The organism is Clostridium zhoujianii, assembly GCF_051590805.1.
Lineage (GTDB): Bacteria > Bacillota > Clostridia > Clostridiales > Clostridiaceae > Clostridium.
The window spans coordinates 980,012-995,443 of record NZ_JBPUTF010000001.1 but is presented as its reverse complement, the minus strand read 5'-3'; the positions used below and the strand labels follow the sequence as shown (position 1 = coordinate 995,443).

Here is a 15,432-nt window from a genome sequence, read left to right as displayed (position 1 = left end):
TGTTAACTAATAATTAACAAATTTAAATTTGTTCATATTTATTCAATAATTTATTATTGTGTATTATATATATATTTATTAGTATATCCTTGTGTTCACCATATTTAAGACTTTAATTTTTGTATTTATATTTCACTAAAATACAATTATCAACTAATAATGTTTAATAGTCCCAATAATATTAACATTTAATAAATTCATATATTTCAGTATATGAAGATTAATTTATCTTTATCCGTGAACAGCAAAAGTGGATTCATTAATACAAATCCACCCTTAACATTAGTTATTTATATTTGCTTTTTCCAGAATTATTTCTTAGCTTCTCTTACTACACAATAGTATAAAGTTCCTTATTCTTTGGTAATACTTTATCAAGCTCCTTATCACCAAAAATATGTAGTTCATGCAATGCTCTAGTGCAAGCTGTATAGAATAGATTTTTGTCTATCTCACCATAATAAGCTTCTCCATCTGCAAGGATAACCCCATCAAATTCAAGTCCCTTAGCTAAATATGATGATATTACATTTATACCAATCTTGAACTCTGCTTTATCGTTATCTATAAGATTTATATTATCTTTAATGTCCTTAAGTCTTATATAAATCTCCTCAGCCTTAGTCTTATTTTTACAAATTACAGCTATAGATTTATAGCCTTTTTCAGTCATTTTATCGATAACCTTTGAAATTTCATTTTCTAAATTATCTTTAATTATATGAACCATAGGATATTCACCTGTTCTCTCAACAGCTTCTATTGGCTCATGTGTATCTAATATTTCCTTTGTAAAATTAGTTATATTCCATGTTGAACGATAACTCTTGGTTAATATTGCAACCTTAACATCTTTGAATATACTAGTTATTCCGTTTTTATCTTTAACGTTTGAATGTTTATCAATTCTTTGATTTAAATCCCCCATAATTGTAATTGAGACATCTACAAAAGATTTTTTTATTATTTCATAGAAAAGAGGACTATAATCCTGTGCTTCGTCTATTAGAATATGCTTCACACTACTATAATTTCTAAAGCCCTCCATAGCTGCTCTAATATATATTATTGGCGTAATATCTTCAAATTTAACTTCTCCACAACTTAAATTCTCTAGTGTAAGTTCTTTAATATCCCTTAAATTTTCTTTAGTGTATTTCTCTATGTTATTCCATAAAATTTTATATACTTCAACATTATTTAAAGTCCTTATCATTCCATCAATTTGAATACTTACTTGCTCATTACAATAATCATAGAAGGTTTTTCTATCTTCTATATAATCAAAGTCGTCATTATCAGATAAGTATCTTGTTTCAACCTGTGAAAATATACTTTGCTTAACCACATCAATTCTATTTAAAAATGGTATATTTTGAAATCTCTCTAAGAATGTCTTCTCAACAGATTTTCTACTTACTATCTCTTTACCCTCTATTATTATAGCCTTAGAATTTACTATTAATCTTGGTATATCTCTTGTAAATTTATTTAATACCTCCATAAATTCAGTAGTATTTTTATATTCCATAGACTTTGCTCTTATCTTAAATTCCTTTGAATCGTCCTCTTGAGAGTATATATAATCTAAATGTTCATTCTTATTTTCATATATATAATTTCCTGGCAAGAAAGTCCTTGAGAATTGTTCAAAAGTAGTTTGAAGAATATTACTTTCACCAAGTTCAGGTAGTACATCAGATATATATTCTGCAAACACCTCATTTGGACTGAAAATTAATATATTATCTGCTTTAAGTTCTTTTCTATGTTTATATAATATATATGCTGCTCTATGAAGGGCAATTGAGGTCTTTCCTGACCCTGCTGCACCCTGAATAAACAATACTTTGCTATCTTCATTTCTTATAATATCATTTTGTTCTTTTTGTATAGATGCTACTATATTCTTCATTTTATCTGTAGCATTACCGCCAAGCATTGCTCCTAAGGTTTCATCACATAATGATTCATTTGAATTATGCATAAATACTATCTCACCATTTTTAATGTTAAATTGTCTACTAAATTCAATTACACCCTTAACTTTTCTTCCAGGTGCTTCATAATAAGCTGGACCTACTTCAAAATCATAGAACATAGTTGAAACTGGTGAACGCCAGTCAAAAACGTAAAACTCAAAATCCTCTTCATTTTCTACTGTTGATAATCCTATATAAAAACTTTCAGTTTCTTCACCATCTTCCTTAAAATCTAATCTTGCAAAATATGGTGATCCAAGCTGCCTTTCAAGAGTTCTAATCCTAGTTACTTGTTTTGCATGAACCTTTTCTTGTAATGCAACTTGACTGCAGTTTTCATTTATCTCTATTTCATCTAGCTCAGTTCTATTTTCCCAAAGAAATCTTCTATGTTTTACAATCTCCTTATCCCCTATTTCACTTAGGTCAATATATTTTTCCAAAAGTCCCTTAATTGTTTTAATAGTTAATTCTAAATACTTTTCTTCTGCTAATTTATCTTTTCCTATAAGCATATTTCTTTATCTCCTAATTTAATCGTCATTAAATTTTAAATACTATTATTTAATATGTCAAGCTTTTATCATGACCATACTTTTATATTTAACCCTTAGACACTATATAATACCATAGATATAATATTTCTCCCAATGCTATTTATTAAAATAAAAATACTCCAGCAAAAAGACTTTTTCTTTTTACTGGAGTAAAATAGCACTCTTATTAATTTCTTTTCAAAAAAGTACTTAAATAATCTTAAAATATTTAATTGTTTTCTCTATCTTCTAAGCTAATATATTCCTTCTGCTCCTCAACATTCATATAAGCTGGACGAATTATTTTATCTGCATTAATTAACTCTTCAATTCTATGGGCACTCCATCCTGCAATACGTGCCATTGCGAATATTGGTGTATATAATTCTAATGGCAAATCTAACATACTATATACAAATCCACTATAAAAATCAATATTAGCACTTACACCTTTATAAGTTTTTCTCTCTTCATTTATAACTTCAGGTGCTAGTTTTTCAACTAAGGCATAAAGGTTATACTCATCAGTTCTACCCTTTTCCTCTGATAAGCTTTTTACAAATCCTTTAAAAATATTTGCTCTAGGATCTGATAAGGAATAAACAGCATGTCCCATACCGTAAATTAAACCAGTTTTATCAAAGGCCTCTTTTCTAAGTAATGCCTTTAAATAATTTCTAACCTCATCTTCATTTCTCCAATCCGATACATTTTCTTTTAAATCATTGAACATTTTAATTACCTTTATATTAGCTCCACCATGCTTTGGTCCCTTTAATGAACCTAGTGCTGCTGCAACTGCTGAATAAGTATCTGTTCCTGATGATGAAACTACATGAGTTGTGAATGTAGAATTATTACCTCCACCATGTTCTGCATGAAGTACTAAGGCAACATCTAGTATCCTTGCTTCAAGCTCAGTATATTTGCAATCAGGACGTAACATGTATAAAATATTCTCTGCAGTTGATAATTCTGCTTGTGGTGTATGAATAATTAAGCTTTTACCATTATAATAATGATCATATGATTGATATCCATATACTGATAATAGTGGAAATACAGCAATAAGTTGTAATGATTGACGTAAAACATTATCAATAGCTGTATCATCTGCCCTATCATCATATGAATAAAGGGTAAGGACACTTCTAGCAAGAGCATTCATCATATCAAAACTTGGTGCCTTCATAATAATATCTCTTACGAAGGATGTTGGTAAACTTCTATACCTTGCTAGTATTTGATTGAAATCTTCTAATTCTTTCTTGTTAGGTAGATTTCCTAATAATAAAAGATATGCTACTTCCTCAAATCCAAATCGCTTTTCTTTTACAAAACCAGCCACCAATTCCTCTATGTCCATACCTCTATAATAAAGTTTTCCATCACAAGGAACACTCTCACCATTTTTAATTTTTTTTGAACATATTTCTGATATCTCTGTAAGCCCAGTAAGAACGCCTTTTCCATTTAAATCTCTCAATCCACGATTTACTTTATACTTTACATAGAGATCCTTTTCTATTTTGCTATTTTCGAGACAAATATCTTTTAATTTAATTATTTCTGGCGTGATTTCAGAAAAATTTATATCTGATATATTTATCACTAAACCCTCTCCTTTCTTAATAATATAGTAATATAGTCTTTAAACTATAAGGATATTACTAATATGATAACATATTTTAACACATTTTCGAAATTTTTATTACTTATTTATATTTACCCTTCAATTACACTTTATTCTAATTATTTTTATTCAGTACTTATAAAAAAAATCCACTGCTATACACAGTGGATTTCCTTTTTTACTTTATTCACTTAAAGTTTTTACTATTCTTTCTAGAGACTCTTTAAATTCTTCTTCTGAAGAATTATTAAATACAATTAGATCCTTAATATCTTCTGGTCTTTCAAAATTGCATCCTGCAATATACTCATCCCAATTTTCTAGTTTCCATGTGTCACGACTTGAGTTACGTTCTATCATTCTTCTATGACATACTTCCACATCAGTTTCAACCCATACTATACTTAACTTAGCATTTTTCTCTGCTAATTTTTTGTTTAATGACTCCATATAGCTTGTATCTCTAATTTCTCTAGTAAAAGGTGCATTTATTAAAACATTATCTGCATACTCTAATGCTTCTAATGCTAAATCAACTATAACTTCATACTCATAATTTCTGATATTCTCCTCAAAAAAATCCGAGCTTCTATTATACTCTTCATTTGCAACCTTAAATATTTGCTTAGATAATGGTATTAAAGTATCTTTATCTAAATAAACTATGTTCTTCATTCCTTTAGATAATTCTTTTGATACGAAAGTTTTTCCACACGCAGGTGGAGATGTAACTAATATTAATTTTTTCATTTTATGTTCCACCCCTACAGTCATCTTTATTTTGTCTTTTGGTTTATATATTTAAGCTTGTACAATTATCTAATGTGTAAAGCTAAATTACGATATAAAAAATCGAACATTTATAATTATATCATCTCTTTAGAAATTTACAATATATGCTGTGAAAATGTAGATTATATCTCTACAGATTTTATTAGAGGATTATCAGTAAAAATCTTCATTAGATCAGCCACATTATATCCACTTGGTAATTTTATATATGCATCAACCTCAATACATCCAACCTCTATCCTTTCAACTCTCATATTTGTTACTTCAATATTATCCTCAGCAAATAGTTTCTGAATATAATTTATACCATTACTACTATCACAAACTTTGATTACTATTTGTTCAGATGTAGGCAGCTTAAACCATTTTATTCTCTTATGTCTTAGTACCTGTACAATAACAAGTAATAATGTGGAAACTAACCCTAAAAAATATAAGCCTGAGCCCACTGCAAGCCCTACCCCTGCTGTTACCCATATCCCCGCTGCTGTAGTTAGTCCACTAATTGACCTATTTCTAACAAAGATTAGTCCTGCTCCTAAAAATCCAACTCCCGATACTACTATAGATGCTATGCGAGATGGATCAAGACCTACTCCTACTTCTCCTAATATGTCATCAAATCCGTATTTAGACACAATCATCATAAGTGCCGACGCAAAGGCTACAATAATGTGAGTTCGAATTCCTGCCTCCTTTAATCTATTTCTCCTTTCATATCCAATTAATCCCCCACAAACCCCTGCTATCAATATTCTTAAAACTAGCTCTAATTGTGTATATAAAAACTCACTCATTTTACTTCTCCATTTTTATAATATTTTACTTTATATCATATGTTTAAATATCTTCCAAAAATCTACTATTCCATGTTAAACTTACATTATCTCTATAAGGTGATGTTAAATTCCCACTGTACTAAACAACATGCCTTTGAGTACTTTCCTTAATTAACTGAACCCTTTGAATACATCACTTGTATCTCTCAGATAATAATCACATTATATTTTATGTATATAATTATTAAAAAGACTTGCTATTAAACCTACACAGCTCATTATTTTACTATCTATCCCCTTAATTTTTTTATTTTCTTTTATTAATTTTACATATACTATAAATAAAGAACTATAAACCTAAAAGGCAGGTAAGTATAATGAATTTCATAGTATACGATCTAGAATTTAATCAGAAAGATTCTAAAGATAATAATACATATAAATTAAACTTTGAAATAATTCAAATAGGAGCATTCAAACTAAATGATAAATTAGAGATTATATCCACTTTTAACTCATTAGTGAAGCCTACCCTTTATACTACTGTACATCCTTATGTAGAAGGCCTAACTAAAATATCTACTGAAGATTTATATAAAGAAAAAACCTTTCCTTATGTTTATAATGATTTTATAAACTTTATTGGTGAAAATGACTATACCTTATGTACCTGGGGCATGGCTGATATCAAAGAACTTTTAAGAAACATAGAATTTCATAATTTATCTGATAATCTAATTGTCAAAAAATATATTGATGTTCAAAATATTGCTTCAACCTATTTTAATACTAAAAAGGGAATAAAAATAGGTTTGAAAAATGCTGCCGAGGGCCTAAATATACCTATTAAACATGATTTTCATGATGCCTTTAATGATGCCTACTATACCTCAGAGATTTTTAAAATACTTTATAATCCTAATATAAATACTTTATCCTATAATTTAAAAAGCTCTTATAAAAGGAATGTAGCATATAAATCTAAAATTGATACAAAATCATTAATTAATCAATTCGAAAAAATGTATAATAGAAAAATGACTGATGAAGAAATATCTATAATAAAACTTTCTTATATTATGGGAAAGACTAACCAATTCCTTATATAATTAAGTTTATAAGGAATATCTAAAAAATAAACAAGGAAGCCTGTATTCACAAGCTTCCTTATTTATTCCTTAAGAGTTTACTGCTAGTATATAATTCATAGATACTAGCAAATTAATAATTCTAATCTATTACCTTAACGTAGAACTCTTTTAAATTGTCCAAGCAAAGACAGCCTAAGGCTCCACCCTTCTCATAGGAACCACAGTCTATATTATAAACTTTTTTCTTCTTTTCTATCTTCTTACTACTTGTTGGTGTATGGCCTACTACTAAACTTCCCTTAGTGAATATAAATTTTGAATCGAATATCCCCTTACTCCAAAGTATATTGCTATCGTTCCAATCTAAATATTCAACAGCCCACTCAAATAAATCTGGTAAATCGATCTTATGGAACTTTCCATATTTATTGCGTTTACAATATTTATCAAATAATTCTTTACTTAATCCAGCATGAGTAAGTAAATAACTTTCTCCCCCAACACTAACTTCCATAAATAACGGCAATTTTTCTATCCAACTTATAATATCCTTTTCATATTCAGAATTAGCTCCATAGTTACTTTCTAATTCATCTAAAGTATCTAGCCCACCACTTCTAAGCCAACATTTATTCATTTGCTCATCACGTTTATATGTCTCTAGCATATACTCATGATTGCCTTTAAGAACTATAATATTAGGATTGTTTCTACAATATTCTATAAGTTTAATTCCCTGAGGTCCTCTATCTATTAAGTCCCCTAAAATATATAAGGTATCTTCCTCAGTAAAATTTATCTTCTCTAACATTCTTATAAAAGAATTATAGTAACCATGTATATCTGACATTACATAAATCATAAATAATTCTCCTTTCTTCCTATAAAGATTTCTTATGTAATTGTAACATATTATTTATTATTTTAATCCTATTTTCAATAAAAATTTAACAGAAGAGTTTTCAACTTATATTTATACAAAATTTTACTTTTTTATAAAATAATCTACACTTGTATGTAACTTACAATATTTAAAGAGATTTATTATGTCATTTAATTCTTATGATTTTCTACTATCCTTTTTACCAATTGTACTAGTAGGTTACTACTTGCCTTATAAATCTACTAGCACAAAATTTAAAATACTTTGGCAACTATAACCACTCTTTTTTCTAGGGTATAGATAACTTTATAGTTTTATTTATATTCTTTATATCCCTAATATAAAGAATATAATATGCCCCCTTGGAATTAAATTGAAAGTATTTCTGATCAAATAGAAACTGTACCTTTGATGAAATAAAAAGTCTATAAAATTAGTAGTCTTACTATACTAAAATTACTAATAGTTTTCTGAATAACAAAAAAGCTAGTAGCTTACTACTAGCTTTTTTATTAGCTCCCTTCTTACAGGAGTTTATATCATATTTTATGGAAAGTAGCTTTTAAAGGATTAACTACTACGGAACCCTACACTTTATAAATGATAACTTTATTATCTAACTACAAAGCAACTTCTTTATTCATTCACTTTATTTTCCTCTTTTTTCTGTTTACTAACATACCTTAATAGATCAAAAAAGAGTTACAAGAAACTCTCGTAACTCTTAGTGAACAAAATTATCTTCTGTTTTGTTCTTTCTTAGCTCTTCTGCAAGCTGGACATCTAACTGGTTCGTTATCGAATCCTTTTTCCTTGTAGAATTCTTGTTCTCCAACTGTGAATACGAATTCTTCTCCACAATCTCTGCATACGATAGTCTTATCTGTCATATTAAAATCCTCCTTTAATTTAAAGATTAATACTTCCATATAATTCTCTTAAAGGAGAAATGTATATTTCATAGTAAATCTTTTTTGTTTCGGCTCATTTAGTATAACATACTTCAAAATAAAAAACAAACCCTTTTTTTATTTTTTCCATAAAATAAATCATTTTTATATGAAATATACATGCTAAATAGTTCTTTATCATCTATATATAGCTACAATAGTAAATATAAACTTGAATTCATAAATCATTAACTTTATATATATTTCTATTTCAATTAATTCAGTATATAATAAATCGAAACATATGCCTGTTTCATAAAGTTTTGAGCTATATAAGTCCACCCCGACTTTTTAGCTCTTTTTTTCTAAGTATTTCTCTTCTAGGACTTCTAATAACTCCACATACTTATCCTTAACTGTATTGTTTGTACCTTCATAAAGATTTGTCTCTTCATTTATTTTATCTAAAGTATCCTCTGATAGCTCTCTAGTTGCAAATTTGTAAATCACATTATCTTCTTTATGTATATGTCTTTCTAAAAGATTAGTATATGAAATCGCATTAGCAATTACATCAAGCCTTGATTCCTTATCTCCAGACTTTAGTTTCTGCAAAGATTCATCTAAACTACTTATATATAGTCTACCTAAATCATGTTCAACAAGCATCCCATATTTAATTACCTTTTCAGCAGTTACTCCCATTTCATCTATCATCTTATTAAAAAGTATAATTTCTTCCTTATTATGATGATGTCCATCTGCATAGTTCCTTATAAAATCAATTATTTTATAAAAATCCTCATAGTCAACTTCTGATCCATCCATAATATTTAAACAGACCTTTCTTACTACAAGTAGCATTCTCTTTATATACTTATGTTCATCCATTAATAATTCTATAGCCTTCATATTATCCTCCCCTAAACTCTTTTTATTTCCATCACACCATCTTTTTCAATATAAATAAAACTACTATTTACTTCTGTTACAAAAGCTTTTATCCATAAATCTCTTAGGGTATAAAAATACTCTACTTCAACCCCAACTTCATCCCAAATATCTTTATGGACACAAATCCTTCTCTGCCACTTAACAAGATCCTCTTCAGATATTATAACCTCATTAACTCTATCACATGGCATTCCATCTAAAATATAGTCATTAATACTATTATAGATCTCTATAGCTGTATTAATCTCTCCTTTTTCCTCTCGAACCAACATACCTGTATTCATCCCTTGATGAATAAATATATCATTCATCTCATTAGAATTATCTTTACTACTTTGTATTATTCTAGCTGTCCAAGTAGCAACCCTTCCTTCCGCAGAATGAATCTTGCTTTGTAACCATCCGTGAATATTTCCTAAATCTATAATTTCTTCTAATGGTTTATTTGGTAACTTCTCTCCATACTTTTTATTTATTTCAGCTGATAGCTCCTCTACATTCAATCCTTTCTTTTCAGCTAACTTAATAATCTCACTCTCTAACCCTTCAAACCATACAATTTTATTAAATAACCAATAATGAATTTTACCTAAATATAAACTCATAGTCTACTCCACCTCTCTATTATTCATTTAATGATTTCGAAATCATCACTAATATTTTACTCTCTTCCTTGACAATAACATTATCCTCTATTTTAACATTAAGCTTCATAAAAATACTTCCTTTCATTACTTGCTATCTGTTATTTAAAGTATACTAAAACACTAAGAATTACTCTGTAACCTTTGTTACATTAAAAACTAATATGTTCTTAAAAATATAAAAAGGTACTTAGATTAATAATATAAGTACCTTAAAATTTTTATTATTTTAATTTTACTGGAAATTTTAAATTCCTTGTTGTAAACATGTCTTCAAGTCATCTTCTGGCGTACTTATAGGTCTTAAATTAAATGTATCAACTAAATATTGATACACATTAGGGCTTATAAAGGCTGGAAGACTCGGTCCAAGGAATATACCCTTTATCCCTAATGATAATAACGCCAAAAGATCTGCAACCGCCTTTTGTTCATACCAGGATAAAATAATTGATAATGGTAACCCATTTACATCTGTATCAAAAGCGTCAGCAAGGGCTGTAGCAATTCTTACTGCTGAATAAGCATCATTACATTGACCAATGTCTAATAATCTTGGAAGCCCTGCCACTTCACCAAAGTTCAACTTATTAAATCTATATTTACCACAAGCAAGTGTTAAGATAATACAGTCTTCTGGTACAAGCTTAGCAAAATCTGTATAATAGTTTCTTCCCGGTCTTGCACCATCACATCCACCTATTAAAAAGAAATGCCTTACATCACCATTTTTCACTGCTTCAACAATTTCATTAGCATAACTCAAGGTGGCATTGTGACCAAAGCCTACTAAGATTTCATGAGGTTCTTCAGATTTTTTAAATCCACCAAGCTCTAAAGCTTTCTCTATTATCTCCGAAAAATCTTTGTAGCCTTTGCTATCTGCCCCAATATATTTAATCCCATCCCAGCCTACTACACTTGTAGTGAATATCCTATCTTTATATGTTTCTCTAGGTCTCATTAGGCAATTCGTAGTCATTAGAATACAACCTGGAATACCATCAAACTCTTTCTGTTGATCCTGCCAAGCTCCACCATAATTACCCACAAGATGTTTATACTTTTTAAGTTCTGGATATCCATGAGAAGGAATCATTTCACCATGAGTATAAATATTAATCCCCTTACCTTCTGTCTGCTCAAGAAGCATTTCCAGATCCCTTAAATCATGTCCAGACACTATAATAAATGGCCCCTTTTTAATATTGACATTTACCTTTTGAGGCTTAGGATTTTTATATGTATTAGTATTGGCTTCATCCAGTTTTTTCATTACTGCTACAGCCATATCACCAGTCCTCATAGTCATTCTAATTAACTCTTCAACTGATAGGTTATCCTTAGTTGCAGCTTCCAATCCCCTAAAATAGAAATTATCTACTTGATCATCATAATAACCTAAGACTCTTGCTTGATGTCCATAAGCACTTATTCCCTTAAGTCCATAAACTATGGTTTGTCTTAGTGATCTTAAATCAGCATCTAAGTCCTGATCAAACATAATCCCTGCTCTTTTTGAATCCTCAAGGATTTCAGTTTTTGTATCTCTTAATTTATAAGTAGCTTGCTCTGGATACTCTTTACCCTGAGCTCCATATTTACTTAATTCTTCTTTTATTTCTTGAGCTTTTTTTAATAACTCAATATGGACCTCTGCATCAAAATTTACATTTGTTAATGTTGTAAATAAACAATTTTCTACAAAACTAACTATATCCTTACTTATATTTTTGCCATTTTCTATTATCTCCATTGCATAGCAGCTAATTCCCTTAAGCTGATATATTAATAAATCTTGTAAATTTGCTACTTCAGGTGTTTTACCGCAGACACCCATTTTAGTACAGCCCTTCCCCCCTGCTGTTTGTTCACATTGATAACAAAACATCGGATTCTCATCCATGAATATCACTCCTTTAAATTCTTCCATATTATTATTTTCATAAAAGCTTATAATATACCCTACTATCTTTATATATTTATTCTTATTATTTCTATATATTATTTACTTTTGCCTTTAATATAGAATTAGAGGTAGAAATTAAATATTTCTACCTCTAATCATAATTTACTATATATCCTTATTTTTAATTCTCTTTATAAGATCTTTTATCTTTTCTTCTATATTCTTGGCAACTTTGATAAACTCTTCATCAGGCTTACCTGTAGGATCCTCTAATCCCCAGTCCTCAATATGTTTCCCTGGAAAATATGGACATACTACATTACATCCCATCTTAACAACTATATCTACCTTTGGGATTTCTGATAATAACTTAGATTTTTGACCTTCATTCATATCTATATCATATAAATCCTTAATTATTCTAACTGCATCTTGATTAATCTGAGGCTTAGTTTCTGTACCTGCAGAATAACTTTCAAATACATCATCTCCATATAATTTTCCTATTGCCTCAGCCATTTGTGATCTGCATGAATTATGAACACATATAAATGCTATCTTTGGTTTCATATTTACCTCTCCCTTTTAAGTCTATTTTCTTACTATATGTGCAACTACTTGAACATCAATTCTATCTGTATCCTTATAATACCTATTAATCTTAAAAATAACCATATTATTTATTCTTACATTTTCTTTCTTTAAAGATAATTGATATCTCTTATCTATAGTTACTATATCCTTTAAATATATTGTTGATGGTTGTACCTTTACAATATTACCTGTACTGTAAATAACCTTTCCATAAAACTTATACTTATCGAATACCCTATATACTTTATTCTCCTCTAAACCATTTTCTATCAATAATCCCATAAATTTATTAATGTCCACTAAAGTTTTTAAAGGTGTATTCATATAAATATTAACCTTATTCTCAAAAGATCCTTTATCACTCATAATTATACTTAAAAGTTTTTCTAACTTTTCTTCATTATCTTTTCCATTTGGCTTATAACATAACTTACTTCTAATTTCATCATATTTATAGCTATTCCTATCTCCTAGTAGTTCTAAAAAATTTGCTATTGATTCAATATTTTTAAGACCCCTTAGGCACTCCATAATTAATTCTTGATTTTTAGCTATCTTTCTTATAGCTCTAAAATCTATATTACGTATCTCATTCAGAGTTCTTCTATTTTCTTCACTTATATATCTACATAATGATATTTTTAGTAAAGCCTTTGAATATAATTCCCAATCAATTAGTAAATTTTCATCACTATTTAACCTAATAATCTTTATGGTTTTCCCATATATTCTTCCTTTATTAAATTTCTTCAAGTCAAAACTTACTTCATCATTAACTTTAACATTTCTCCACTCTAAATCTGGTTCTGATGATTTTTTTAAAAGAATACTCTTTCTAGTTCCAAGGTATAAAGGATCAATCTCAATATAATCCCCTTCTGTATTAATAACTTTTCCATAAAATTTATAAAAAGCAAATAACTTATTTAAAATAACTTCTTCCATTGACTCCTCAATAATAGACTCAATAAATTCCTCAAGGTTCAAAAATGTCCTAAAAAATGAATTCATATAAATATATATCTTTTGACCTAGGGATATATCCTTTTCCATTATCTTTCCAAATAACTCATTTATCTTCTGCTCTTCTTCTATACTATAGATTACAGGATAATTAAAGTTCTTTAAATCATTATGATATTTATACATATTATTTCTATCTAAACCCTCGACTAAGTCGTTAATGTCACACTTGTTTTCAATAAAGGCATTAATATACCGTTCTCCAATCAAATGTTCATCAATTTGAAATAATCCTAATATACTCTCATTTAGCACTGTAATCCCCCCTATTTTCTTATTGATATAACCAATACCAAAGAAACTTACCATATTTTGTTATATACCTATATCATAACATCTTTTATACCAATTTTATACATATATTTGTAAAAAGGAAGTTATCTATTTATATACATAATTAAATATTATCTTAATGACAAAGAATAAAATCCCAGAAGTATAGCTCTTATACTCCTGGGATTTTATTTTATAACAATAGAACACTATTAATATCCTAATGTAATAGAAAAATATTTCACTTGTTAAGTTATTGCTTATATATACTCTTTTAATCCTTTTTTATCTAGAATAACTATTTTCTTTGTCCCTACAACCTTAATTAATTTATCATCATGGAACTTCCTAAGTTTTCTACTAATAGTTTCCCTAGTTACTCCTGTATAGTTAGCCATATCATCTCTTAATATAGGTAGATCTATATTAATATACTCTCCAACAGGCTCCCCATACTTTTCTGCTAATTCAATTAATAAATATGCTATTCTTGAATCACCATCATTACTAGCGATGTTTTGAACAAGACTTTCTGTATCTGATAACCTCTCTGCTAGAATTTCTAGTATCTTTATTCCTATTTCAGGATTCTTCATTATTATACTTTTTAGTTCATCCTTACTTAGTGAACAAATCTTACAATCTGATAGTGCCATAGCATTAAACTTATAACTTGAATCTTTAAGTAAGTTTAATTCACCAAAAAAGTCACCATCAGATAGTATGTGTAATATCTGCTCTTTTCCGTATTTAGTATACTTATATAACTTTATTTTACCTTCATTTATAAAATAAAGGGTTTTCCCATTACTTCCTTCTCTAAAAATAAGATCTCCTTTTGAATATTCTTTAGAAACAACATTTTGTCTAATATCTAAAAGTTCTTCATCTGATAAAGAATTGAATAAAGATACTTTCTTTAAACAAATATCCTTACTACAATTTGAACAACAGCACTTCATAATACCACCATATTCCACCTTTAAAATATTCAAATTATCAATCTTAAATTTTTAGTTTTCTTCTTTATCTATAGCTTCCTTTAAAGTATGCCAAGCTAAAACTGCACATTTTACCCTTGCTGGCATATTGGAAATATTCTTTAAAACCATAGCATCCTCTAAGATTAATAATTTTTCATCTTCTATTATATCTCTTTTTATCATCTTAATAAATGTATCTGCTAGGTTTAATGCTTCTTTTTTACTTTTTCCCTTTAATAAATCTATCATCATTGAAGTTGAAGCTTGAGAAATAGCACATCCATCGCCTGTGAAGGCTAAATCTTCAACAATATCTCCATTGAATTTAATTTCTAATTCAATTTCATCACCGCAGCTTGGATTGTGGCCTTTCTCAGAAATATCTGGATTATCTATTTTTCTTTTGTTTCGTTTTGAAGTGCTGTGCTCCATTATTAACTCTGTATAAATTGCATCTAAATCCATT

Annotated in this window: 14 protein-coding genes; 1 reads left to right on the top strand and 13 read right to left on the bottom strand. The window is 28.4% G+C overall.

All coding sequences use genetic code 11. The features are described from left to right. Window positions 1–331 precede the first annotated feature (331 nt). From ACSYT2_RS04710 to ACSYT2_RS04695, 4 genes are all read right to left on the bottom strand, one after another. Window positions 332–2,497 carry a HelD family protein gene (locus ACSYT2_RS04710; protein WP_438383804.1) on the bottom strand — a complete coding sequence of 722 codons (2,166 nt, stop codon included), beginning with the start codon at window positions 2,495–2,497 and terminating at the stop codon, window positions 332–334. Window positions 2,498–2,747: 250 nt separating this feature from the next. Then, window positions 2,748–4,121, bottom strand: a complete 1,374-nt coding sequence (locus tag ACSYT2_RS04705; RefSeq protein ID WP_438384998.1) for a citrate/2-methylcitrate synthase — start codon at window positions 4,119–4,121, stop codon at window positions 2,748–2,750. Between the two features lie 213 nt (window positions 4,122–4,334). Next, window positions 4,335–4,901, bottom strand: a complete 567-nt coding sequence (locus ACSYT2_RS04700) for a P-loop nucleotide/nucleoside kinase family protein (RefSeq protein WP_430856024.1) — start codon at window positions 4,899–4,901, stop codon at window positions 4,335–4,337. Between the two features lie 164 nt (window positions 4,902–5,065). After that, a complete protein-coding gene (locus tag ACSYT2_RS04695) occupies window positions 5,066–5,740 on the bottom strand; it encodes an MgtC/SapB family protein (protein WP_430856023.1) in 675 nt (224 codons plus the stop codon). A gap of 359 nt (window positions 5,741–6,099) precedes the next feature. On the opposite strand from ACSYT2_RS04695, the gene ACSYT2_RS04690 reads away from it, so the two are divergent. After that, window positions 6,100–6,831 carry a 3'-5' exonuclease gene (locus ACSYT2_RS04690; RefSeq protein WP_430856022.1) on the top strand — a complete coding sequence of 244 codons (732 nt, stop codon included), beginning with the start codon at window positions 6,100–6,102 and terminating at the stop codon, window positions 6,829–6,831. 121 nt (window positions 6,832–6,952) lie between these two features. On the opposite strand, the gene ACSYT2_RS04685 is transcribed toward ACSYT2_RS04690, so the two are convergent. From ACSYT2_RS04685 to sufU, 9 genes are all read right to left on the bottom strand, one after another. Then, window positions 6,953–7,675, bottom strand: coding sequence for a metallophosphoesterase family protein (locus tag ACSYT2_RS04685; protein ID WP_438383801.1), 723 nt, complete (start codon window positions 7,673–7,675; stop codon window positions 6,953–6,955). Between the two features lie 758 nt (window positions 7,676–8,433). Continuing rightward, window positions 8,434–8,586 carry a zinc-ribbon domain-containing protein gene (locus ACSYT2_RS04680; RefSeq protein WP_430856020.1) on the bottom strand — a complete coding sequence of 51 codons (153 nt, stop codon included), beginning with the start codon at window positions 8,584–8,586 and terminating at the stop codon, window positions 8,434–8,436. Window positions 8,587–8,937: 351 nt separating this feature from the next. Then, window positions 8,938–9,498, bottom strand: coding sequence for a hemerythrin domain-containing protein (locus ACSYT2_RS04675; protein ID WP_430856019.1), 561 nt, complete (start codon window positions 9,496–9,498; stop codon window positions 8,938–8,940). 11 nt (window positions 9,499–9,509) lie between these two features. Next, the gene (locus ACSYT2_RS04670) at window positions 9,510–10,145 is read right to left on the bottom strand and encodes a hypothetical protein (protein ID WP_438383798.1); all 636 of its coding nucleotides are present in this window, start codon (window positions 10,143–10,145) and stop codon (window positions 9,510–9,512) included. Between the two features lie 286 nt (window positions 10,146–10,431). Next, complete coding sequence (gene hcp / locus ACSYT2_RS04665) at window positions 10,432–12,090, bottom strand: hydroxylamine reductase (RefSeq protein WP_438384997.1); 1,659 nt, start codon at window positions 12,088–12,090, stop codon at window positions 10,432–10,434. 168 nt (window positions 12,091–12,258) lie between these two features. Further along, entirely contained in the window at window positions 12,259–12,663 is a 405-nt protein-coding gene (locus ACSYT2_RS04660; RefSeq protein ID WP_438383796.1) for an arsenate reductase ArsC, read from the bottom strand. Between the two features lie 21 nt (window positions 12,664–12,684). Next, window positions 12,685–13,965, bottom strand: coding sequence for a hypothetical protein (locus ACSYT2_RS04655; RefSeq protein WP_438383795.1), 1,281 nt, complete (start codon window positions 13,963–13,965; stop codon window positions 12,685–12,687). A gap of 278 nt (window positions 13,966–14,243) precedes the next feature. Continuing rightward, on the bottom strand, window positions 14,244–14,945 hold the full coding sequence (locus ACSYT2_RS04650) for a Crp/Fnr family transcriptional regulator (protein WP_430856015.1): 702 nt from the start codon (window positions 14,943–14,945) through the stop codon (window positions 14,244–14,246). A gap of 51 nt (window positions 14,946–14,996) precedes the next feature. Further along, complete coding sequence (sufU, locus tag ACSYT2_RS04645; protein ID WP_438383793.1) at window positions 14,997–15,431, bottom strand: Fe-S cluster assembly sulfur transfer protein SufU; 435 nt, start codon at window positions 15,429–15,431, stop codon at window positions 14,997–14,999. Between the last annotated feature and the right edge of the window lies 1 nt (window position 15,432).